Annotated in this window: 23 protein-coding genes; 16 read left to right on the top strand and 7 right to left on the bottom strand. The window is 62.3% G+C overall.

The window, feature by feature from the left end; translation table 11 throughout:
- Positions 1 to 22: 22 nt before the first annotated feature.
- Positions 23 to 478, bottom strand: coding sequence for a MaoC family dehydratase (locus tag ACM6IM_RS00755; protein ID WP_192309221.1), 456 nt, complete (start codon positions 476 to 478; stop codon positions 23 to 25).
- Between the two features lie 183 nt (positions 479 to 661).
- Between ACM6IM_RS00755 and ACM6IM_RS00750 the strand changes: the two genes are divergently transcribed.
- The 3 genes from ACM6IM_RS00750 to ACM6IM_RS00740 are packed head-to-tail and all read left to right on the top strand — an operon-like array spanning position 662 to position 2,338.
- The gene (locus ACM6IM_RS00750; protein ID WP_414863893.1) at positions 662 to 1,024 is read left to right on the top strand and encodes a CidA/LrgA family protein; all 363 of its coding nucleotides are present in this window, start codon (positions 662 to 664) and stop codon (positions 1,022 to 1,024) included.
- A complete protein-coding gene (locus ACM6IM_RS00745; RefSeq protein ID WP_192309216.1) occupies positions 1,021 to 1,737 on the top strand; it encodes an LrgB family protein in 717 nt (238 codons plus the stop codon). The genes ACM6IM_RS00750 and ACM6IM_RS00745 overlap by 4 nt, the downstream gene beginning before the upstream one ends.
- A gap of 10 nt (positions 1,738 to 1,747) precedes the next feature.
- Complete coding sequence (locus tag ACM6IM_RS00740; protein WP_414863892.1) at positions 1,748 to 2,338, top strand: LON peptidase substrate-binding domain-containing protein; 591 nt, start codon at positions 1,748 to 1,750, stop codon at positions 2,336 to 2,338.
- Here the strand turns inward: ACM6IM_RS00740 and ACM6IM_RS00735 are convergent, their stop codons facing one another.
- On the bottom strand, positions 2,339 to 3,655 hold the full coding sequence (locus tag ACM6IM_RS00735; protein WP_192309212.1) for a bifunctional DedA family/phosphatase PAP2 family protein: 1,317 nt from the start codon (positions 3,653 to 3,655) through the stop codon (positions 2,339 to 2,341).
- 169 nt (positions 3,656 to 3,824) lie between these two features.
- Complete coding sequence (locus tag ACM6IM_RS00730) at positions 3,825 to 4,523, bottom strand: DNA-3-methyladenine glycosylase (RefSeq protein ID WP_414863891.1); 699 nt, start codon at positions 4,521 to 4,523, stop codon at positions 3,825 to 3,827.
- Positions 4,524 to 4,712: 189 nt separating this feature from the next.
- On the opposite strand from ACM6IM_RS00730, the gene ACM6IM_RS00725 reads away from it, so the two are divergent.
- The 13 genes from ACM6IM_RS00725 to ACM6IM_RS00665 all read left to right on the top strand — a co-directional run bounded on the left by ACM6IM_RS00725 (position 4,713) and on the right by ACM6IM_RS00665 (position 17,264).
- Positions 4,713 to 5,984, top strand: a complete 1,272-nt coding sequence (locus tag ACM6IM_RS00725; RefSeq protein WP_192309208.1) for a glutamate-5-semialdehyde dehydrogenase — start codon at positions 4,713 to 4,715, stop codon at positions 5,982 to 5,984.
- Between the two features lie 28 nt (positions 5,985 to 6,012).
- Positions 6,013 to 6,657, top strand: coding sequence for a nicotinate-nucleotide adenylyltransferase (gene nadD, locus ACM6IM_RS00720; RefSeq protein WP_192309384.1), 645 nt, complete (start codon positions 6,013 to 6,015; stop codon positions 6,655 to 6,657).
- Positions 6,658 to 6,729: 72 nt separating this feature from the next.
- Positions 6,730 to 7,224: a ribosome silencing factor gene (gene rsfS / locus ACM6IM_RS00715; RefSeq protein WP_192309206.1), complete on the top strand. Its 495-nt coding sequence runs from the start codon at positions 6,730 to 6,732 to the stop codon at positions 7,222 to 7,224.
- A gap of 9 nt (positions 7,225 to 7,233) precedes the next feature.
- The gene (gene rlmH / locus ACM6IM_RS00710) at positions 7,234 to 7,701 is read left to right on the top strand and encodes a 23S rRNA (pseudouridine(1915)-N(3))-methyltransferase RlmH (protein ID WP_009051038.1); all 468 of its coding nucleotides are present in this window, start codon (positions 7,234 to 7,236) and stop codon (positions 7,699 to 7,701) included.
- A 9-nt stretch (positions 7,702 to 7,710) separates the two neighbouring features.
- The gene (mrdA, locus tag ACM6IM_RS00705) at positions 7,711 to 9,606 is read left to right on the top strand and encodes a penicillin-binding protein 2 (protein ID WP_192309204.1); all 1,896 of its coding nucleotides are present in this window, start codon (positions 7,711 to 7,713) and stop codon (positions 9,604 to 9,606) included.
- A gap of 31 nt (positions 9,607 to 9,637) precedes the next feature.
- Positions 9,638 to 10,741: a rod shape-determining protein RodA gene (gene rodA, locus ACM6IM_RS00700; RefSeq protein ID WP_192309383.1), complete on the top strand. Its 1,104-nt coding sequence runs from the start codon at positions 9,638 to 9,640 to the stop codon at positions 10,739 to 10,741.
- 17 nt (positions 10,742 to 10,758) lie between these two features.
- Complete coding sequence (gene mltB, locus ACM6IM_RS00695) at positions 10,759 to 11,769, top strand: lytic murein transglycosylase B (protein ID WP_192309202.1); 1,011 nt, start codon at positions 10,759 to 10,761, stop codon at positions 11,767 to 11,769.
- On the top strand, positions 11,769 to 12,782 hold the full coding sequence (locus ACM6IM_RS00690; RefSeq protein WP_192309200.1) for a septal ring lytic transglycosylase RlpA family protein: 1,014 nt from the start codon (positions 11,769 to 11,771) through the stop codon (positions 12,780 to 12,782). Before mltB ends, ACM6IM_RS00690 begins: the two co-directional genes overlap by 1 nt.
- Before the next feature lie 178 nt (positions 12,783 to 12,960).
- Positions 12,961 to 14,118: a D-alanyl-D-alanine carboxypeptidase family protein gene (locus tag ACM6IM_RS00685; RefSeq protein ID WP_192309198.1), complete on the top strand. Its 1,158-nt coding sequence runs from the start codon at positions 12,961 to 12,963 to the stop codon at positions 14,116 to 14,118.
- Positions 14,119 to 14,203: 85 nt separating this feature from the next.
- Positions 14,204 to 14,479, top strand: a complete 276-nt coding sequence (locus ACM6IM_RS00680) for a DUF493 domain-containing protein (RefSeq protein ID WP_077045559.1) — start codon at positions 14,204 to 14,206, stop codon at positions 14,477 to 14,479.
- On the top strand, positions 14,479 to 15,126 hold the full coding sequence (gene lipB, locus ACM6IM_RS00675) for a lipoyl(octanoyl) transferase LipB (RefSeq protein WP_192309196.1): 648 nt from the start codon (positions 14,479 to 14,481) through the stop codon (positions 15,124 to 15,126). Before ACM6IM_RS00680 ends, lipB begins: the two co-directional genes overlap by 1 nt.
- Position 15,127: 1 nt before the next feature.
- The gene (gene lipA / locus ACM6IM_RS00670; RefSeq protein WP_207195602.1) at positions 15,128 to 16,150 is read left to right on the top strand and encodes a lipoyl synthase; all 1,023 of its coding nucleotides are present in this window, start codon (positions 15,128 to 15,130) and stop codon (positions 16,148 to 16,150) included.
- A 163-nt stretch (positions 16,151 to 16,313) separates the two neighbouring features.
- On the top strand, positions 16,314 to 17,264 hold the full coding sequence (locus ACM6IM_RS00665) for a S66 peptidase family protein (protein ID WP_414863890.1): 951 nt from the start codon (positions 16,314 to 16,316) through the stop codon (positions 17,262 to 17,264).
- A gap of 91 nt (positions 17,265 to 17,355) precedes the next feature.
- Here the strand turns inward: ACM6IM_RS00665 and ACM6IM_RS00660 are convergent, their stop codons facing one another.
- From ACM6IM_RS00660 to lptE, 4 genes are all read right to left on the bottom strand, one after another.
- The gene (locus ACM6IM_RS00660; protein ID WP_414863889.1) at positions 17,356 to 18,678 is read right to left on the bottom strand and encodes a lytic murein transglycosylase; all 1,323 of its coding nucleotides are present in this window, start codon (positions 18,676 to 18,678) and stop codon (positions 17,356 to 17,358) included.
- 62 nt (positions 18,679 to 18,740) lie between these two features.
- On the bottom strand, positions 18,741 to 18,905 hold the full coding sequence (arfA, locus tag ACM6IM_RS00655; RefSeq protein ID WP_192309189.1) for an alternative ribosome rescue factor ArfA: 165 nt from the start codon (positions 18,903 to 18,905) through the stop codon (positions 18,741 to 18,743).
- Between the two features lie 168 nt (positions 18,906 to 19,073).
- Entirely contained in the window at positions 19,074 to 20,111 is a 1,038-nt protein-coding gene (gene holA / locus ACM6IM_RS00650) for a DNA polymerase III subunit delta (RefSeq protein ID WP_192309187.1), read from the bottom strand.
- Between the two features lie 39 nt (positions 20,112 to 20,150).
- The gene (gene lptE, locus ACM6IM_RS00645; protein ID WP_201195020.1) at positions 20,151 to 20,756 is read right to left on the bottom strand and encodes an LPS assembly lipoprotein LptE; all 606 of its coding nucleotides are present in this window, start codon (positions 20,754 to 20,756) and stop codon (positions 20,151 to 20,153) included.
- Positions 20,757 to 20,769 lie beyond the last annotated feature (13 nt).

The following is a 20,769-nucleotide window of genomic DNA, read 5'->3' as shown; positions in this document are numbered from 1 at the left end:
GCTGCTTCGCATCCCGCAGGTTTTACACGAAGCAGAGGGACAGCGGCTCGGCGATATAGGCCGGTTTTTCCGAACCTTCGATCTCCAGCGTGGCGGTGGCCTTGAGCAGCCATTGGCCGGGTTTCTTCTCGGTGACTTCGGTCAGGTCAACCTTGAGTCGCACCTTCGAGTCGACCTTGACCGGTTGGATGAACCGCACGCTGTCGAGGCCGTAGTTGACCACCATCTTCAAGCCCTGCGGCAGGATGAGAATGTCTTCCATCAGCTTGGGAATCAGCGACAACGACAGGAAACCGTGGGCGATGGTGCTGCCAAAGGGGGTTTGTGCGGCCTTGACCGGATCGACGTGGATGAACTGATAGTCTCCAGTGGCTTCGGCGAACAGGTTGATGCGCGCCTGATCGATCGTGAGCCATTCGGAACGTCCAAGTTCCTTGCCGACATAGTCATTGAGCTCTGCAACGGGAACGTAGGGCATTGAGACTCTCCTTGTATTCATCGGTTTTATAGTTTTCAGGTGTGGAGATTTGACCTCCCGGATTACCACTTTAGATCACCATGGCCGATAACTCCGGTCAACCGACCATGCTTTTGGCGAATGCCGGTCCATAGCGCCGACATGCTTATAATGCCGGGCGTGAATTGACGGGGGAGAGGACCGATGTTGCTACGTGGCCTGACCTGGCTGGTGTTGTTCCAATTGCTGGGCACCGCCATCAACCATTTGTGTCTGCCGGTGTTGCCGGGGCCGATCATTGGCCTGCTGCTTCTGCTGGTGTACCTGATTTGCCGTGGGCAGGTGGGGGAGCCGCTGAGCCTGGCGGCCAGCAGCCTGCTGCGTTACCTGCCACTGCTGCTGGTGCCGCCGGCCGTGGGCGTGATGGTTTACGCCCGGGACATTGCGGCGGATTTCTGGGCGATTGTCGGCGCACTGGTGTTGTCGCTGCTGCTGTCCATGGCCTTTGCCGGGGTGCTGATGCAGCGCATGGTCAAGCGGCACGCGCACCCCGAGGATGCGCAATGATCCTCGACTGGCAAGGCGCGTGGGCGTCGGTGATCCACCATCCGTTGTTCGGCATCGGCGTCACCCTTGGCGCCTATCAACTGGTGCTGGCGGCGTTCGAGAAAACCCGCTGGATCTTCCTGCAGCCCGTGCTGGTCTCCATGCTGTTGGTCATCGGCGTGCTGCTGGGCTGTGGCCTGACCTACGGCGAGTACCGCAAGAGCACCGAGATCCTCAGCATTCTGCTCGGCCCCGCCACGGTGGCGCTGGCCGTGCCGCTTTACCTCAATCTGCGGCGGATCCGTCAGTTGTTCTGGCCGATATTTACTACGCTGGTGATAGGCGGGGTAGTCGCCACGGGCATGGGCGTGCTGCTGGGCTGGTGGTTCGGCGCCGAGCACATGATCCTGATGACCATGGCGCCAAAGTCGGTGACCTCGCCCATTGCGATGCTCGTGGCCGAACAGATCGGTGGCGTCGCGGCGCTGGCGGCGGTGTTCGTGTTGATCACCGGGGTGATCGGGGCAATCTTCGGTCCGAGCCTGTTGACCCGGCTTGGCGTTCACAGCCCCGAGGCGCGTGGCATGGCGCTGGGCATGACGGCCCATGCGGTGGGGACGGCGGTGGCCATGCAGGAAAACGAAGAGTGCGGTGCCTTCGCGGCGCTGGCAATGAGTCTGATGGGCGTGGCCACGGCGGTGCTCCTGCCCCTGGCGGTGTCGATGGTGGTGTAAGGAAATGTCTATGAGCATGCCGCTTTTCCCGCTGAACACGGTGCTGTTTCCCGGTTGCATCCTCGACTTGCAGATTTTCGAGGCACGCTACCTGGACATGATCGGTCGCTGCATGAAACAGGGCGGTGGTTTTGGCGTGGTGTGCATCCTTGATGGCGAAGAAGTCGGCATCGCCCCGGCGGGGTATGCGCTGGTTGGCTGTGAAGCCGTGATTACCGATTTCAAGCAGCAGGACAATGGACTGCTGGGCATTCGGGTGCAGGGCCGACGGCGTTTCAATGTGCTGAGCACCGACGTTCAGCGTGATCAACTGACCGTCGCCGAGGTCGAGTGGCTGGAAGACGAGCCCGAACAACCCTTGCAGGACGAAGATGCCGATCTGGTGGCCTTGCTCAAGGCCCTGGCCGAACACCCGATGGTCGAGGCATTGAACATGGGTACCGAAGCCACCGGTCAGCAGTCGCTGGCCAATCAGTTGGCGTATCTGTTGCCGTTCGCCGAGGTGGACAAGATCGACCTCCTGCAACTGGATGACCCACAGCAACGACTGGATGCGATTCAGGCGCTGCTGGATGAATTGCAGGGCGAGTTGTTCGCCTGATCAGTAGGCGTATCTCACCATCGCATGGGGTAAATGCCTCAATGCGAAGAAACCGAACAGTGCCATCATCGCTGGCAGGATCAGCCACCAGATTTTCGGCGGCATGGCACTGAGGGGGGCCTGGCGCTGGATCAGCCCCAGGCTCGCCGCACACACACAGGCCGCCAGCATGGCCCCGGCCAACACATCCGTCGGCCAGTGTGCGCCCAGATAAACCCGCGACAGCGCGATCGTCAGTGCCGGCAGGCAGCCCAGCAGTAGCCAGGTCAGGCGCATGCGCGGAGGTTGTCCGCGACCGGCGAGGACCGCGAGGGTCAAAAACAGCGCGAAGGACCCGGAGGCATGACCACTGGGCATGCTGTAGCTCAACAGCGGGTCACTCAGAACCTCTGGACGCACGCGGGCGAAAAACTGCTTGGTAAACGTGTTGCCCAGTGCGGTGACGAGCAGGGTGCTGCCAGCAAAAATCGCCTGACGCCATTGCCGTGTCAGGAGCAACAAGCCGGTCAGCAGGGCGCTGAACAGCAGCATGTTGCGAAACTCGCCGATCAGGGTAAACGTCACGGCCACTTCATCGAGCGTCGAGCTGCGGTGTTCCTGCACCAGGGTCATGACGCCCTGATCGAGGGCGCTCAGGTGCGGGTAACCGATAAACAGCCCTGCCAGAATCAGCAGGCTCATGCCGGCAATCAGGATAGTCGCCTTGCGATGCCGACGCAGGCTGCTGGTCACGCTCAAGCCGATCATTACCGCGATGCTGCCCGCGACTATCCCGGCTTGGGGCCAGAAACCTTCCGGCAACGGCAGGCGGATGGCGGCGCCCGTGGCCCAGCCCGGCAGCAGGTAGGCGACGCTCCAGCCCGCAGCGGCCAGCAGGCTGACCGCGGCGAAGCGTGGGAAGGGCATGTCGAACATGCCGGCGACCATTGGCAGCATGGGGCGCAATGGCCCGATAAAGCGTCCGACCAGCAGGCTGGCGATGCCATAGCGCTGGAAATAGGCCTCGGCACCGGCGATCCATTCGGGGTGATGGCGCAGGCCGGGCAGGCGCCGGATATTCTGATGGAAATGGCGTCCGATGAAGTAGGAAACAATATCGCCCAGCACCCCGGCGACGAATCCCAGCAGCAAGGTTTCGCTCAACGACAACGCGCCGCTGCCGGCCAGCACCGCAACGGCGAACAGCATCACCGTACCGGGGACGATCAACCCGGCGATCGCCAGGCATTCGACGAAGGCCACGATGAACACCGCTGCGGCCAGCCACTGCGGGTTTGCCGCCAGCCATCCGGTCACGCTATCGAGCCATGGGCCCATAAAAACAACTCCATTGATATTTTGTAATCGTCCCGGGCAGACAAGCTCGGGCCCTTGTGGGAGCGAGCCTGCTCGCGATCAGGGTTTTTCAGGCGGCATGGATTGACCTGCCAGGCCGTCTTCGCGAGCAAGCCCGCTCCCACAGGGTCTGTGGATACTTCAAACGTTCTCAGGTCAGCAAAAAGTAGTCGCGACCTTCGACCTGCCCCCGTCGCAGCGGGTTCCGTGTGCAGTAGGGCGCGTAGGCCGCATCGACGAAGCGATACATCAAATGCTCGTCGCGGCCGTGTGGAATGCCCAGGCGGGTGGTTTGAATGATATGGCCAGGCACCGGGCCGACACCCTCCACCAGCAGCACTTCATGGTCAAAACGCTTGGCGTCCCACACCGGCACCTTCAGACCCAGCGCCTTGCACAGCAGTGTCTGCCCGGCGCAGAGTTTTTGCGACGGGCGCGGGCGGCCCTGAGCATCGGGGTTGTTCAACAGCATTTGCGCCAGGCTGGCGGGGCCGCTTATTTCATCGACCCACGGGTAGGCGGATTTGATCAACACCGCGTTGCCAGGACCCTGTGCGCTGAAGTTCAGGGAATCGCCGCCGCGGGCGTAGTACATATAGATGTGCCCACCATCCAGAAACAAAGCCTTACGCTTTTCTGTATAGCCGAGGGAGGCATGGCTGCCTTTTTCCTCGAAATAATACGCTTCGGTCTCGATGATCCGGGCGCTGAGCCACAGTTCGCCGACCCGATGACGGATGACCTTGCCGAGCAGATCCCGGGCCAGGGTTTGTGCGTCGCGGTCGAAGAATGCGTCGGGAAGCCCGATGGGCAGGCTTGCGGCCGGTGCCTGAACGGTCAGATTGGACATGATGATCGGTGAGGGTCAGGGCTGATTGAGCCGGGATGATAACAATTTGCAGCTTAATCACAGCTGAACGTCGGCAAATGGTCCTCCATTTCGACCATCCGCCCGTCACCGCTGTTAGTCGGTGGACGCGACAGCTATAATCTGCCGCTTTCTCTTTACCAAGACCTTCAGCAAAGACCGCCATCGACCATGACTGAGTCCGTTCTCGACTACATGACCCGCCTGGGTCGCGCTGCCCGCGAGGCATCGCGCATCATCGGCCGAGCCAGCACTGCGCAGAAAAACCGAGCCTTGCAGGCCGCTGCCAATGCGCTGGATGCCGCGCGTGCCGAGCTCACGGCTGCCAACGAACTGGACCTGGCGGCGGGTCGTGCCAATGGTCTGGAGCCGGCACTGCTGGAGCGCCTGGCACTGACGCCGGAGCGCATCGACGGCATGATCGTCGGTTTGCGCCAGGTCGCTGCCTTGCCGGACCCGGTCGGTGCTATTCGTGACATGAGCTTCCGCCCGTCGGGGATCCAGGTCGGCAAGATGCGTGTGCCGCTGGGCGTGATCGGGATCATCTACGAATCCCGGCCCAACGTGACCATCGATGCCGCCAGCCTGTGTCTGAAGTCCGGCAATGCGACCATCCTGCGCGGCGGCTCCGAAGCCATTCATTCCAATCGAGCCATCGCCGCCTGCATTCAGCGGGGCCTGGCCGAGGCCGACCTGCCGGCGGCCGTCGTGCAAGTGGTCGAGACCACTGACCGCGCCGCCGTCGGCGCGCTGATCAGCCTGCCTGAATACGTCGATGTCATCGTGCCCCGTGGCGGCCGTGGCCTGATCGAGCGTGTCAGCCGCGACGCGCGGGTGCCGGTGATCAAGCACCTGGACGGCATCTGCCATGTCTACGTCAGTGCCCACGCCGACCTGCCGAAGGCCAGGCGCATCGCTTTCAATGCCAAGACATACCGCTATGGCATCTGCGGCGCGATGGAAACGCTGCTGGTGGATCAAGCCATCGCCAAGGATTTCCTGCCCGCCATGGCCGCGCAGTTCCGCGAAAAAGGCGTCGAGTTGCGCGGCTGCGAGCGCACCCGGGCGATCATCGAGGCGGCCGTGGCCACCGAGGACGACTGGCACACCGAATACCTGGCGCCGATCCTCTCGATCCGCGTCGTCGACGGGCTGGATCAGGCCATCGACCACATCAATCGCTATGGCTCGCATCACACCGACTCGATTGTCAGCGAGCACCAGGGCGACGCCAGGCGTTTCGTGGCTGAAGTCGATTCGTCGTCGGTGATGATCAACACGCCGACTTGCTTTGCCGATGGATTCGAATACGGATTAGGTGCCGAGATCGGCATTTCTACTGATAAGCTGCACGCCCGCGGCCCGGTGGGCCTTGAAGGCCTGACCTGCGAGAAGTACATCGTGGTCGGTGATGGCCAGCTGCGCGGCCAGGCGTCGGTCTGACTTGAGCGACCTTGAGCCGGCGGCCGCTGTGCCGCGACGCATCGGTGTACTGGGCGGAACGTTCGACCCGGTGCACATCGGTCACCTGCGGGGGGCGCTGGAAGTCGCCGAATCGCTGGCGCTCGATGAGTTGCGACTGACACCCAGTGCCAGGCCGCCCCATCGGGATACGCCGCAGGTGTCGGCGCAGGACCGTCTGGCGATGGTCGAGTGCGCGGTGGCCGGTGTGGCGCCGTTGGTGGTGGACGCCCGCGAATTGCAGCGGGACAAACCGTCCTACACCATCGATACCCTGGAATTGATGCGGGCCGAGCTGGCCGCGCAAGACCAGGTTTTTCTGCTTTTGGGCTGGGACGCATTTTGCGGCCTGCCCACTTGGCACCGCTGGGACGAGTTGCTCCAGCATTGCCACATCCTGGTGTTGCAACGCCCGGATGCCGACAGCGAGCCGCCGGATGCCTTGCGCAACCTGCTGGCAGCGCGCTCGGTGAGCGACCCGCTGGCCCTCAAGGGGCCGAGCGGACAGATTGCATTCGTCTGGCAGACGCCGCTCGCGGTATCCGCCACCCAGATCCGTCAACTGCTGGCCAGCGGTAAGTCGGTACGTTTCCTGGTGCCCGACGCGGTCCTGGCCTACATCGATGCGCACGGACTGTACCGTGCGTCGAACTGAAAAAGGGTGCGCTTCAAGGCACGTGAATGCGTGTAGCGAAGCGCCCGAACATACGAGCAAAACGAGTTTTATATGACTGACAAAGACGTAGCTAAAGTAAAGCGCAAAGGCACATTCAAGAGCGCCCCGCTGCCGGTGGAACCGCAAACCGGCGAAGTGCTGGCCGGCGAAGAGCTGGTCAAGGTCGCCGTGGCGGCCCTGGAAGACGTCAAGGCCCAGGACATCCAGGTGATCGACGTTCGCGACAAGCAGAGCATCACCGACTACATGATCATCGCCACCGGTACCTCCAACCGCCAGATCGGCGCGATGCTGGACAAGGTCCGCGAAGCGGTCAAGGCCAAGGGTGTCAAGCCGCTGGGCGAAGAAGGCAAGGGCGACAGCGACTGGGTATTGCTGGATATGGACGACGTCATCGTGCACATGATGACCGCCTCGGCTCGCCAGTTCTATGACCTGGAGCGCCTGTGGGCCGGTGCCGAGCAGAGCCGTTCGGCCAGCGGTGCGCATCACAGCCCGGAAAATCCCCATGAGCATTTCACCAAGCTTAACAAAGACCAGCAGTAAGGGACCGCTGTGCGACTGCGACTGATCGCCGTCGGTTCACGCATGCCCAAGTGGGTGGAAGAAGGCTGGCATGAATATGCCAAGCGTCTTCCGTCCGAGCTGGCGCTGGAACTGGTGGAAATACCGCTCAACACCCGTGGCAAGAACGCCGATGTGGCGCGCTTCATTCGCCAGGAAGGCGAAGCCATGCTGGCCAAGGTCGGGCAGAACGAGCGGATCGTCACCCTCGAAGTCCACGGCAAGCCCTGGAGTACCGAGCAACTGGCGGTCGAGCTCGATCGCTGGCGGCTGGACTCGCGCACGGTGAATTTCATGGTCGGCGGCCCCGAGGGGCTGGCGCCGGAAGTCTGTGCGCGGGCGGATCAGCGTTGGTCGTTGTCGCCCCTGACGTTGCCGCACCCGCTGGTGCGTATTCTGATCGGCGAACAGCTGTACCGTGCCTGGACAGTCCTGTCCGGCCACCCTTACCACAAGTAGTTCTGCCCCATGTCCCAGCCGATCCGCATCAAGGACCACGAAAAAGACGCCCGCCTGGTGCGCGGCCGCGTCGTGTTCGGGGCAATTGCGGTGGTGGCGCTGATCGGTGTGCTGATTGCGCGCCTGTATTTCCTGCAGGTGATCCAGTACGACTATCACTCGACCCTGTCGGAAAACAACCGCGTCCATGTTCAGCCGATTCCGCCCACCCGCGGGTTGATCTTCGACCGTAATGGCGTGGTGGTGGCGGACAACCGCCCCAGCTTCAGCCTGAGCATGACCCGCGAGCGTTCCGGCGACTGGCAGCAAGTGCTCGATGTGATCGTCGAAGTGCTGGAACTGACGCCCGAGGACCGGGTGATCTTCGAGAAGCGCATGCGCCAGGGGCGTCGGCCCTTCGAGCCGGTGCCGATCCTGTTCGAGCTGACCGAAGAGCAGATCGCGCGCATTGCCGTGAACCAGTTCCGCCTCCCGGGCGTGGAAGTGGTCGCCCAACTGGTTCGGCATTACCCGCAGGGTGCGCACTTTGCGCACTCGGTGGGCTACATGGGGCGGATCAACGAAAAAGAGCTCAAATCTCTCGATCCGGTCAACTACAGCGGCACCCACCATATCGGCAAGACCGGCATCGAGCGTTTCTACGAGCCCGAGCTGCACGGCCAGGTGGGTTACGAGGAAGTCGAGACCAACGCCCGGGGCCGCGTGTTGCGGGTGCTCAAGCGTACCGATCCGATTCCCGGCAAGGACATTGTCCTGAGCCTGGACATCAAGTTGCAGGAAGCCGCCGAGCTTGCGCTGGGTGGTCGGCGTGGTGCGGTGGTGGCGCTGGACCCGGCGACAGGCGAAGTGCTGGCGATGGTCAGCCAGCCGAGTTTCGACCCGAACCTGTTCGTGACCGGCATCAGCTTCAAGGCCTACGCCGAGTTGCGCGACTCCATCGACCGGCCACTGTTCAACCGTGTGCTGCGGGGGCTGTACCCGCCGGGTTCGACCATCAAGCCGGCGGTGGCGATTGCCGGCCTGGACGCGGGCGTGGTGACCGCATCGTCCCGGGTGTTCGACCCCGGTTACTACCAGTTGCCCAACTACGACCACAAATACCGTAACTGGAACCGCACCGGCGACGGCTACGTGGACCTGGACACCGCCATCATGCGGTCCAACGACACCTACTTCTATGACCTGGCGCATAAACTGGGGATCGACCGCTTGTCGGCCTACATGACCAAGTTCGGTATCGGCCAGAAAGTCTCCCTGGACATGTTCGAAGAGTCGCCGGGGTTGATGCCGTCCCGTGAGTGGAAGCGTGCGACCCGTCGCCAGGCCTGGTTCCCGGGTGAAACGCTGATTCTCGGGATCGGCCAGGGCTACATGCAGTCGACGCCGCTGCAACTGGCCCAGGCCACGGCGCTGGTCGCCAACAAAGGAGTGTGGAACCGTCCGCACCTGGCCAAGACCGTCGAGGGCGAGCGGCCCAAGGACGACAATCCGATGCCGGACATCGTCCTGCGCGACCCGTCCGACTGGAACAAGGTCAACCACGGCATGCAGCAGGTGATGCACGGTGCACGCGGAACGGCGCGCAAGGCCTCGATCGGCGCGCAATACCGGATCGCCGGTAAAAGTGGTACGGCCCAGGTGGTCGCGATCAAGCAAGGCGAAAAGTATGACCGTTCCAAGGTTCAGGAGCGCCACCGCGACCACGCCCTGTTCGTCGGCTTCGCCCCGGCCGACAACCCGAAAATCGTGGTGTCGGTGATGGTCGAGAACGGCGAGTCCGGTTCCGGGGTCGCCGCGCCCGTGGTGCGCCAGGTCATGGACGCCTGGCTGCTGGACCAGGACGGTCGCTTGAAAGCCGAATACGCCAGCCCTATCAGTGCGGAGGCTACGGCCCGTGAAGAGTAATTTCGATCGCATCCTCTCCAGTGAGGATGTGATGCGTCGCCGCGCGACGCTGTTGCAACGCATGCACATCGACGGCCCGTTGCTGATCCTGCTGCTGACCCTCGCGGCCGGCAGCCTGTTCGTGCTGTATTCGGCCAGTGGCAAGAGCTGGGATCTGCTGGCCAAACAGGCCACTTCCTTTGGCATCGGCCTGACGTCGATGATCATCATCGCCCAGTTCGAGCCGCGCTTCATGGCCCGATGGGTGCCGTTGGGCTATGTGGCCGGCGTATTGCTGCTGCTGGTCGTGGACATCATGGGCCACAACGCCATGGGCGCCACCCGCTGGATCAACATCCCCGGGGTGATCCGCTTCCAGCCGTCGGAGTTCATGAAGATCCTGATGCCGGCCACCATCGCCTGGTACCTGTCCAAGCGCACCCTGCCGCCGCAGCTCAAGCACGTGGGGGTCAGCCTGATGCTGATCGGGGTGCCGTTCATCCTGATCGTGCGCCAGCCGGACCTGGGCACGTCGCTGCTGATTCTGGCCGGCGGTGCCTTCGTGCTGTTCATGGGCGGGCTGCGCTGGCGCTGGATTCTCAGCGTATTGGCGGCGACGGTGCCGGTCGCGATCGCCATGTGGTTTTTCGTCATGCACGACTACCAGAAGCAGCGCGTGCTGACGTTCCTGGATCCGGAAAGCGATCCGCTGGGCACTGGCTGGAACATCATCCAGTCAAAAGCGGCCATCGGTTCCGGCGGCGTATTCGGCAAGGGCTGGCTGCTGGGCACCCAGTCGCACCTGGACTTCCTCCCGGAAAGCCACACCGACTTCATTATCGCGGTGCTGGGCGAGGAGTTCGGCCTGGTCGGTATCTGTGCATTGCTGCTGATTTATCTGTTGCTGATCGGTCGTGGCCTGGTGATTACCGCCCAGGCGCAGACGCTGTTCGGCAAATTGCTGGCCGGTGCCCTGACCATGACCTTTTTTGTTTACGTTTTCGTCAACATCGGTATGGTCAGTGGCCTGTTGCCGGTTGTGGGGGTGCCGTTGCCGTTCATTAGCTACGGAGGAACTTCGCTGGTTACGCTGCTGTCAGCGTTTGGGGTTTTGATGTCGATCCATACCCATCGCAAGTGGATCGCACAGGTTTGAATAAGGTGAAGAGTTCAATGCACGTAATGCATGGCTGGGCGACTCGATATGCGTCATGGGTCGGTCTGGTGAGCATCCTTGGCACCGCGCAGGACGCGTTCGCCGGCGATTACGAAGGTACTCCCCAAGTGGCTGAGTTCGTCGGCGAGATGACCCGCGACTACGGTTTTGCCGGCGAGCAGTTGATGGGCGTGTTCCGCGAGGCCGAGCGCAAGCAGTCGATTCTCGACGCCATTTCCAAGCCCGCTGAACGCGTCAAACAGTGGAACGAGTATCGCCCGATGTTCATCACCGACGCGCGCATCGCCCGTGGAGTGGATTTCTGGCGACAGCACGAGGCGGTACTGGCCCGGGCCGAGCAGGAATACGGCGTTCCAGCCCAGGTGATTGTCGCGATCATCGGTGTTGAGACCTTTTTCGGCCGCAATACCGGCAATTTCCGCGTGATTGATGCCCTGTCGACCCTGGGTTTCGACTATCCTCCCCGTGCCGAATTCTTCCGCAAGGAATTGCGTGAATTCCTGCTGCTGGCCCGGGAAGAGCAAGTCGATCCGTTGACCCTCAAGGGCTCCTACGCCGGGGCGATGGGTCTGCCGCAGTTCATGCCGAGCAGCTTCCGCGCCTACGCGGTGGATTTCGACGGTGACGGCCATATCAATATCTGGACCAACCCGGACGACGCCATCGGTAGTGTCGCCAGTTATTTCAAGCGTCACGGCTGGGTGGCCGGCGAACCGGTGGTCAGCCGCGCCGATGTGCGGGGCGAGCAGGTCGACGAGGGGCTGACCACGGGCATCGAGCCGACGAAAACCGTCGGGGAGTTGCGGGCGCTGGGGTGGTCAAGTCATGATGCGCTGCGCGATGATATGCCGGTCACGGCATTCCGCCTGGAAGGTGACAATGGCCCGGAATACTGGATGGGCCTGAAGAATTTTTACGCGATCACGCGTTATAACCGCAGCGTGATGTATGCCATGGCCGTACATCAACTGTCTGAACAGCTGGTCCAAGCACGGGGCGTCAAGTAATGCGGGCATTGCCTATGAATAAACCCCTGAAGCTGATGGCATTCGCCACCTTGGCGGTGCTGGTCGCCAGTTGTTCGACCAGCCGTTCGCCAACCCAGAAGTCATCTTCCACCGCCGTGCGCTCTGCGCCGGGGCTGGACATCAACCGTGCCCACAAGGATGGCGCACCGTGGTGGGACGTCGATGTCTCGCGTATCCCGGACGCCACGCCCACCCTGCACACCGGTCCCTACAAGGCCAACCCGTATACGGTGCTGGGCAAGACCTACTTCCCGTTGCAGGAGTCCAAGACCTACGTCGCCTCGGGTACGGCGTCGTGGTACGGCACCAAGTTCCACGGCCAGAACACCGCCAATGGCGAGGTGTACGACCTGTACGGCATGAGTGCCGCGCACAAGACCCTGCCGCTGCCCAGCTACGTTCGGGTGACCAACCTGGACAACAACAAGACCGTGATTCTGCGGGTCAACGACCGTGGCCCGTTCTACTCGGACCGCATCATCGACCTGTCCTACGCCGCCGCGAAGAAACTCGGCTACGCCGAAACCGGCACGGCGCGGGTCAAGGTTGAAGGCATCGACCCGCAAACCTGGTGGGCACAGCGGGGCCGTCCGGCGCCGTTGATGCTCAACGAGCCACAGGTCGCGCAGAATAACGCGCCGGTGATCACGGCGTCCGCCGGGACCGTCGAGCAATGGACGCCACCGCCGCAGCAACATGCCGCGGCCGTCGTGCCGGTGCAGATCGATGCAAAAAAAAACGCTTCTGCACCAGCGTCTGGCCAGTATCTGCAGGTGGGCGCGTTCGCCAACCCGGACGCTGCAGAACTCCTGAGGTCGAAGCTCAGCGGGATGGTGAGCGCGCCGGTGTTCATCAGCTCGATCGTGCGCAACCAACAGACACTGCATCGGGTGCGCCTGGGGCCGATCGGTTCGCCGGGTGAGATCCAGCAAGTGCAGAACAGCGTGCGACTGGCCAACCTCGGTTCGCCGAGCGTGGTCACCGCCGAGTAATACGTAGTGCTTGATTGACGGTTCATTTGCTGTTTGGGGGATGAACCAGGTTGTTGGCTCGTTGAAGAACAAAAGCCCGGCCAGGGTGACAGAGTGAACGACTGAACACGCGATGACCCCAGGGTTGTCTGATTAGTTTTGCCCTAGGGCAGTTTCCATTAGCGATTTCGAGAGACGGATGAACATCACCACCTTTGCCAAACGCCTGTGCCTTCTAGTCCCGCTGCTACTTTCGCCGGCCGCCTTCGCGGTCGAGATGATGCCGTCGCCGCCACAACTGGCCGCCAAAGCCTATGTGCTCATGGATGCCAGCAGTGGCAACGTGCTGGTCGAGAACAACGGTGACCAGCGTCTGCCGCCTGCCAGCCTGACCAAGCTGATGACCGCGTACATCGCGACCCTGGAAATCCGTCGTGGCCAGATCGGCGAGAACGACCCGGTGACCGTCAGCGAGAACGCCTGGCGTACCGGTGGTTCGCGGATGTTCATCAAGGTCGGTTCGCAGGTCACGGTCAGCGACCTGCTGCACGGCATCATCATCCAGTCGGGCAACGATGCGAGCGTTGCGCTGTCCGAGCACATCGCCGGCAGCGAAGACGCCTTTGCCGACATGATGAACAAAACCGTGGCCGACCTGGGCATGACCAACAGCCACTTCATGAACCCGACTGGCCTGCCGAACCCCGAGCACTACTCGTCGGCCCATGACATGGCCGTGCTGGCTCGCGCGATCATCCACGAAGACCCGGCTCACTATGCGATCTACTCGCAGAAAGAGTTCTTCTGGAACGGCATCAAGCAACCCAACCGCAACCTGTTGCTGTGGCGCGACAAAACTGTCGACGGCCTGAAAACCGGCCACACCGAAGAAGCGGGCTACTGCATGGTGTCTTCGGCCGTGCGTGATGGCATGCGCCTGATCGCCGTGGTGTTCGGCACCAACAGCGAAGTGGCACGTGCTGCCGAAACCCAGAAGCTGCTGACCTACGGTTTCCGTTTCTTCGAAACCCAGACCTTCTACCAGAAAGGCACCGAGCTGGCTCAGGCGCCTGTATGGAAGGGCACCACCAATCAAGTCAAGGCCGGCCTGGCTGAAGACCTGACCATGACCCTGCCCAAGGGCCAGCTGAAAAAGCTCGCTGCCAGCATGACCATGAACCCGCAACTGGTTGCGCCCATCGCCAAAGGCGACGTGATCGGTAAAGTCGAAGTCAAACTGGACGACAAGGTGGTGCACAGCGCCGACCTGATCGCTCTGGACGGCGTCGAAGAGGGTGGTATCTTCCGCCGCATGTGGGATAGCATCCGTCTATTCTTCTACGGCTTGTTCAACTGATCAGTGTGCACCTGCATGGCCCCGCGCTCATCCGGCGTGGGGCTATGCCCGTCGCCACGGCTTACGCTTACGAGGCCGTTACGCCATGACCGATACCGAAGTAAAGGCGCCCAAGATCGAATTCCCTGCCAATGATTATCCGGTTAAGGTGATCAGCGACACGGGTGTGGGCAACAAGGACAAGATCATCGACATCGTCCGCAAGCACGCCAAGATCAATGATGAGCGTGTGGACGAGCGTCAAAGCAGCAATGGCAAATACACCACGATTCAGTTGCACATCGTCGCCACCGACCAGGACCAGCTGTACAACATCAACAGCGAACTTCGGGCCACCGGCTTCGTGCACATGGTGCTGTGATGTCTGACACGCTGGGCTTTCGCGAGCTCGGCCAGATGGCTTACGAGCCCGTCTGGCATGCCATGCAACGCTTTACCAACGAACGCGGCAGCGATGCCGCCGACGAGATCTGGCTGGTGGAGCACCCTCCGGTATTCACCCAGGGACAGGCCGGCAAAGCCGAGCACCTGTTGCTGCCGGGAGACATCCCGGTGGTGCAGGTCGATCGGGGTGGCCAGGTGACCTATCACGGCCCCGGCCAGTTGGTGGCCTATCTATTGCTGGATGTGCGCAAGCTCGGTTTTGGCGTACGTGAGCTGGTCACCCGCATGGAACGCTGCCTGATCGACTTGCTGGCCAGTTACGGCGTCAGTGCCGCGGCCAAGCCGGATGCGCCGGGGGTCTATGTCGACGGGGCGAAAATCGCGTCCCTGGGACTGCGGATTCGCCACGGTTGTTCCTTTCATGGCCTGGCCCTGAACGTGGACATGAACCTGGAACCGTTTCGACGGATTAATCCCTGCGGCTATGCCGGGCTGGCGATGACCCAGCTGAGCGATCACGCAGGATCGATTGAATTTGCCGAGGTAAGTGCCCGGCTGCGCGCGCAGCTCGTCAAACACCTCGACTATGCTGAGCAGACGACCCTAACGGGCGGAATCGACTGATATGACTACTGATGCAGTGCAAACCATCATCCCGACGCAGGATGTCTCCGAGCGTCCGGCCCCGCGTGCCAAGGTTGAAGCCGGCGTCAAGCTGCGCGGCGCCGAGAAGGTTGCACGCATCCCGGTGAAGATCATCCCGACCACCGAACTGCCGAAGAAACCCGACTGGATCCGCGTGCGCATCCCGGTTTCCCCGGAAGTCGACCGGATCAAGGCGCTGCTGCGCAAGCACAAGCTGCACAGCGTCTGTGAAGAAGCGTCCTGCCCGAACCTGGGCGAGTGCTTCTCCGGCGGCACCGCGACTTTCATGATCATGGGCGACATCTGCACCCGTCGCTGCCCGTTCTGCGACGTGGGACACGGTCGTCCGAAGCCATTGGACGTCAACGAGCCGGAAAGCCTGGCCATCGCCATCGCCGACCTTAAGTTGAAATACGTGGTGATCACTTCGGTGGACCGCGACGACCTGCGTGACGGCGGTGCCCAGCACTTTGCCGACTGCATCCGCGAGATCCGCAAGCTGTCGCCGAACGTCCAGCTCGAGACCCTGGTTCCGGATTACCGTGGTCGCATGGACATCGCGCTGCAAATCACTGCCGCCGAGCCGCCAGATGTGTTCAACCACAACCTGGAAACCGTGCCGCGCCTGTACAAGGCTGCGCGTCCGGGGTCGGATTACCAGTGGTCGTTGACCCTGCTGCAACGTTTCAAGCAAATGATGCCGCACATTCCGACCAAATCCGGCCTGATGCTCGGCCTGGGCGAGACGGACGAAGAAGTCATCGAGGTCATGAAGCGCATGCGCGAGCATGACATCGACATGCTGACCCTGGGCCAGTACCTGCAACCGTCACGCAGTCACTTGCCGGTGCAGCGTTTCGTCCACCCGGACACCTTCGCCTGGTTCGCCGAGGAAGGCTACAAGATGGGCTTCAAGAACGTCGCTTCCGGTCCTCTGGTACGTTCCTCGTACCACGCCGACGAGCAGGCGAAGCTGGTCAAGGCCGAGCTGATGTCGTCCTGATCGCGCAAAATACCCGCGGGGCCGCTCCGGTCTCGCGGGTTTTTTTTTGCCTTTTCCGGGGGGCAATGACGGTCTCTGCCGGCATTGCCGTTGGGACAGCCCTTCTGTTTATCCCCGATCCTGACTACTGTGTGCTGATGTTTTTGCGCAGGGAGATTCATGGATGACCGTTCGACCCACCCACACACTGTTTCCTCACACGCCGGTTCCGGCCTTGCCCGCGCAAGGGCTGATCGGTGTAATCGCGCCCGCCGGCCCAGCGACCCTGGACACCGATAAAGCGCTGGCCTGGATGCGTGCTCGCGGTTATGCGCTACGGATCTTTCCCGGTGTCTACGAGCAGGATGGCTATCTGGCCGGCAGTGACGACGTGCGGCTCAACGACCTGCACGCAGCGTTCGCCGACGACGAGGTGGATGCGATCATCTGCCTGCGCGGCGGTTATGGCACTCCGCGTCTGCTGGACCGTATCGATTTCGAGTTGCTGCAACGTCATGCCAAACCGTTTATCGGCTACAGCGACATCACGGCCCTGCACCTGGCGATCAACCGGTATGCGGGTTTCGTGACTTTTCATGGGCCGTTGCTCAATGCCGACCTGTTGGGCGGCAAGCAAAAGCCGACCGAGTCTTCCTTTTTCAACATGCTTCGGGGGCAGGTGAAGGCAGGGAGTACCCTGGCGCATCCGGTGGCCCACCCATTGTCCACCGTTGAGTCCGGGGTCGCTCACGGGCGTTTGCTCGGCGGCAACCTGTCGATGATCGCCGCGACCATGGGCACGCCTTACGAAATCGACGCCGAGGGCCTGATCCTGTTCATCGAGGACATCAACGAACCGTTGTATCGCATTGATCGGCTGCTGACTCACCTGCGTCTTGCCGGCACGCTCGGCAAGTTGCGCGGCTTGATCTGCGGGGACGTGGCGGGGGTGGAGAGGGCGGCGCTGGAGCGTCTGCTCAAGCAGACCTTCGAGCCGTTGCGCATACCGGTGCTGTCGGGTTGGCGCAGCGGGCATTGCGATCCGAACCTGACCTTGCCGATGGGGGCGCTGGTGCGGCTGGACGCGGGGAATCAGGAGTTGGTTCTGGAGCAGGATGTGGTCGTTCGGCGCTGAGGCAGGTTGTTCGACCGTCGGCTATCGCGAGCAGGCTCGCTTCCACAGGGTTTCCACCCTCCTTGTGGGAGCGAGCCTGCTCGCGATGCTTTCAGCGATTACGCAGGCCTTCGAGCAACTTGTGCGTCGGATACCCATCCGCCGGCCAGCCAAACGACTGCTGCGCACTGCGGATGGCCTTGCGCGTGTTGGCGCCAATGATCCCGTCCGCAGTCCCTGCGTTGTAATTCTGGGCGCTCAGCAGGTTTTGCAGCTCGATTCGTTCGGTGCGGCTCAGCGGCAAGTCATCCTTGGGCCAGGTGCCCGCGATCAGGCCGGCGCCGTTGAAACGCTCGGACAGCAGGCTCACGGCCAGGGCGTAGGACGAAGAGTTGTTGTACTTGAGGATCGCGCGGAAGTTGTCGAGCACCAGGAACGCCGGGCCGCGATAACCGGCGGGCAGCAGCAGCGCTGCCGACAGCTGTTCGGAGCCCGCCGGAGCCTGCGCACCGTTCGGTAGCCTGACCCCCAGTTGCTGCCATTCGGCGACGCTTTTGCGAATCGAGCCATCGGCCAGCACGTAGTTGAAACTGCCCGGCAACTGTACTTCGAAGCCCCACGGCTGGCCTTTCTGCCAGCCGGAGCTTTGCAGGTAGTGCGCTGTCGACGCCAGGGCATCGGTGGCACTGCCCCAGATGTCGCGGCGACCGTCGCCATCGAAGTCCACGGCGTGGGTGTTGTAGGTGGTCGGGATGAACTGGGTCTGGCCCATGGCGCCGGCCCAGGAACCCAGCATCTTATCCGGCGCGATATCGCCCTGTTGCAGGATCTGCAGGGCGGCGATCAATTGCGCGTGGGCGAAGCCAGGACGACGGCCTTCGTAGGCCAGGGTCGCCAGGGAGTTGATCACCGACTTGCTGCCCTGGAACTGCCCGAAGTTGCTCTCCATGCCCCACACCGCGACCAGGGCGCGACGGTCGACGCCATAACGTTGTTCGATGCTCTGCAGGATGTCCGAATACTGGCTGACCAGTGCCTGGCCCTTGCGCACGCGCAACGGCGACAGGGCGCCATCGAGGTATTCCCACACCGGACGGGAAAACTCCGGCTGGCTGCGGTCGGCGCGGATCACGCTGGTGTCCAGGCTGACATTGGCGAAGGCGCGGTCGAACAGGTCGGCGCGAATGCCGGCAGCCAGGGCATCCTTGCGAAAGCCGGCCTGCCATTCGGCGAAGGTCTGCGTGGGCTGGATATCGAGGTTTTCGCCGGTCGGCACCACGGGAGGAATCACCGCAGGGGCTGACGAGACGGGCAGGGTCTGAAGCGGTTGGGCGTCGGCGGCGGTGGGTTTTTCCGCGCAGGCGACAAGCAGAATGAGGCTGGAGGCAGCAATCAATTGGCGCAGATGCCAACGACGAGTAATACAAAAGGGCATGCACGGGTCCAGGGAATACGAATCAGGTGCAGACCTTAACATGTTGAGCGTTGGCTTGCCTTTCAGGCCGCCAGAAAGTAAGAAGCCTCCCAGTTTTCAGACTGGAAGGCTTCGCGGCGGTAGCTGCCCTTGCCCTTGCCGGCTCGTTCCTGGCGGCTGCGGAACAGGGGTTGGGCGACGATGGACTTGGCCTTGTTGTGGCCATGGCGGGATGGCTTCTTGCTCATGGGCGGATCTCTCGATTGAGTGGTTTTTGCGCGGGGAATAATCTGCTCATATCAGGGTTCTGTCCAGACCCCGCATTGCGTAGGGCCTTTCTGACAACATCGTCGGACGCCCACAGGGTTTGCACGTGACCTGTGGGAGCGAGCCTGCTCGCGAAGCGATCGAATGCCTTACTCAGCCGGCAACGACAACCGTTGCCCGGCCATCAACAATGACAAGCGGCTCAGGCTCATCCACGGCGAGCCTGCGGCCTGGCCTTTGATCTGCGCATCGATGCGCTGCGCTTCCAGCAACAACTGCGCCCAGCGTTGTGCCGAGTACCGTTGCAGGGCCTTGCTCATCAACGGCTTGCGCTTGTCCCAGACCGGCGGTCGGGCCGAGCTGAACGCCTTGTCCAGCGGCACGCCCTGGCTGTATTGCAGTGACAGGTTGGCCAGCAGGCGTAATTCACGGGCCAGGGCCCAGAGGATCACCGGTGGTTCGACACCTTCGCCGCGCAGGCCTTCAAGCATGCGCAGGGCGTGGGCGGCCTCGCCGTTGAGGATCGCATCGGTCAAGCCGAAGACGTCGAAACGGGCACTGTCGGCCACCGCCGCCTGGACGGTCTCGACGGTAATCTGCCCGGCTTCGGCCATCAGCTTGAGCTTTTCGATTTCCTGGGCGGCGGCCAGCAGGTTGCCTTCCACGCGGGCAGCGATCAGTTCCACGGCATCCTGGCTGGCGGAGAGACCGGCCTGGGACAGGCGCTGGCGGATCCAGCTCGGCAACTGGCTTTGATCCACCGGCCAGATTTGCACGAACTGGGTCTGCTGGCCTTCGACCAGGGCCTTGCCCCACTTGGTCTTCTGCGCACTGCCGTCGAGTTTCGGCAGGCTGATCAGCAGCAACGTGTCCTCGGCCGGGCGCGAGCAGTACTCGATCAGTGCTGCAGCACCCTTGTCCCCCGGCTTGCCGGAGGGCAGGCGCAACTCCAGCAGGCGTTTTTCCGCGAACAGCGACATGCTTGCGCCCGCCTGGAGCAAGGTGCCCCAGTCGAAGTTGGCGTCGGCGGCGAACACCTGGCGTTCGTCGAAACCCTGTTGGCGCGCGGCGGCCCTAATGGCGTCGGCGGCTTCCTGGCACAGCAGCGGGTCATCGCCGCTGATCACGTAGACCGGTGCGAGCGCGCCTTGCAAGTGTTTGGCGAGTTGGGCGGGGGCGAGTTTCATAAGAATGGGCGAACGGGGCGCCAGAGCGCCCCGTCAGTCTTATTGCTGCGGAATTTCGAGGGGCGACTGACGCGGGGTTTCCGCTTCAGCCTTCTGTGCAGCTTCCAATGCCGCCGCGTCAGCTCTGGCTTTCGCTGCGGCCGTCTGCTGCAGTTGGTCCAGTTGAGCCGGGGTGAGCTGCTGCAGGCGCAGAATCATCCGTTGTACCAGTTCGCGCTGCATTTCCTGACGCGCATCATTGGCTTCCTGATCGGAGCCAACCAGGTTGTTGCCGTCGTGGATGAAGACCTTCTGCACTTCCAGCTTGTCGCTCAGCAGTGGCAGGTTGCCGTGGTCGCGGATGTCATAGCTGAGTACCTTGGTGACCTGGTACTCACCGGTACGGCCGGCGCCCGCGTAGCTGAGGATGCGCTGGGAGTCCTGCTCGTTGGTCAGGATCAGTTTGTAAGGTGCGCCGGTAGAGACCTTGACGCCGCTGCTTTCCAGCACCTGGCGCAATTGCCTTACGGTTTCGCCATAGGCATTGCGGGCGCTCAAGTCGAGTTCCTTGATCGCCAGTTCAGTGGTGCCGGTGCCGCGCAGCTGGAAACCGCAGGCGCTCAACAGGACCGCGAGGCCCATCACCAGCAAATTGCGTTTGATCATCTTGTTGCTCCCC

Source organism: Pseudomonas sp. IT-P12 (assembly GCF_949767465.1).
Classification (GTDB): domain Bacteria; phylum Pseudomonadota; class Gammaproteobacteria; order Pseudomonadales; family Pseudomonadaceae; genus Aquipseudomonas.
The sequence above is the reverse complement of the archived record's forward strand: the minus strand, read 5'-3'. Positions and strand labels throughout refer to the sequence as shown.

Coding starts and splice junctions, on each gene's coding strand:
- ACM6IM_RS00680 (WP_077045559.1), top strand. CDS start 14,204: ATGACCGATACCGAAGTAAAGGCGCCCAAGATCGAATTCCCTGCCAAT.
- lipB (WP_192309196.1), top strand. CDS start 14,479: ATGTCTGACACGCTGGGCTTTCGCGAGCTCGGCCAGATGGCTTACGAG.
- holA (WP_192309187.1), bottom strand. CDS start 20,111: ATGAAACTCGCCCCCGCCCAACTCGCCAAACACTTGCAAGGCGCGCTC.
- ACM6IM_RS00660 (WP_414863889.1), bottom strand. CDS start 18,678: ATGCCCTTTTGTATTACTCGTCGTTGGCATCTGCGCCAATTGATTGCT.
- mrdA (WP_192309204.1), top strand. CDS start 7,711: ATGTCCCAGCCGATCCGCATCAAGGACCACGAAAAAGACGCCCGCCTG.
- ACM6IM_RS00735 (WP_192309212.1), bottom strand. CDS start 3,655: ATGGGCCCATGGCTCGATAGCGTGACCGGATGGCTGGCGGCAAACCCG.
- ACM6IM_RS00755 (WP_192309221.1), bottom strand. CDS start 478: ATGCCCTACGTTCCCGTTGCAGAGCTCAATGACTATGTCGGCAAGGAA.
- ACM6IM_RS00745 (WP_192309216.1), top strand. CDS start 1,021: ATGATCCTCGACTGGCAAGGCGCGTGGGCGTCGGTGATCCACCATCCG.
- ACM6IM_RS00690 (WP_192309200.1), top strand. CDS start 11,769: ATGCGGGCATTGCCTATGAATAAACCCCTGAAGCTGATGGCATTCGCC.
- rsfS (WP_192309206.1), top strand. CDS start 6,730: ATGACTGACAAAGACGTAGCTAAAGTAAAGCGCAAAGGCACATTCAAG.
- ACM6IM_RS00685 (WP_192309198.1), top strand. CDS start 12,961: ATGAACATCACCACCTTTGCCAAACGCCTGTGCCTTCTAGTCCCGCTG.
- mltB (WP_192309202.1), top strand. CDS start 10,759: ATGCACGTAATGCATGGCTGGGCGACTCGATATGCGTCATGGGTCGGT.
- lptE (WP_201195020.1), bottom strand. CDS start 20,756: ATGATCAAACGCAATTTGCTGGTGATGGGCCTCGCGGTCCTGTTGAGC.
- ACM6IM_RS00750 (WP_414863893.1), top strand. CDS start 662: ATGTTGCTACGTGGCCTGACCTGGCTGGTGTTGTTCCAATTGCTGGGC.
- lipA (WP_207195602.1), top strand. CDS start 15,128: ATGACTACTGATGCAGTGCAAACCATCATCCCGACGCAGGATGTCTCC.
- ACM6IM_RS00665 (WP_414863890.1), top strand. CDS start 16,314: ATGACCGTTCGACCCACCCACACACTGTTTCCTCACACGCCGGTTCCG.
- rodA (WP_192309383.1), top strand. CDS start 9,638: ATGCGTCGCCGCGCGACGCTGTTGCAACGCATGCACATCGACGGCCCG.
- ACM6IM_RS00730 (WP_414863891.1), bottom strand. CDS start 4,523: ATGTCCAATCTGACCGTTCAGGCACCGGCCGCAAGCCTGCCCATCGGG.
- ACM6IM_RS00740 (WP_414863892.1), top strand. CDS start 1,748: ATGAGCATGCCGCTTTTCCCGCTGAACACGGTGCTGTTTCCCGGTTGC.
- ACM6IM_RS00725 (WP_192309208.1), top strand. CDS start 4,713: ATGACTGAGTCCGTTCTCGACTACATGACCCGCCTGGGTCGCGCTGCC.
- arfA (WP_192309189.1), bottom strand. CDS start 18,905: ATGAGCAAGAAGCCATCCCGCCATGGCCACAACAAGGCCAAGTCCATC.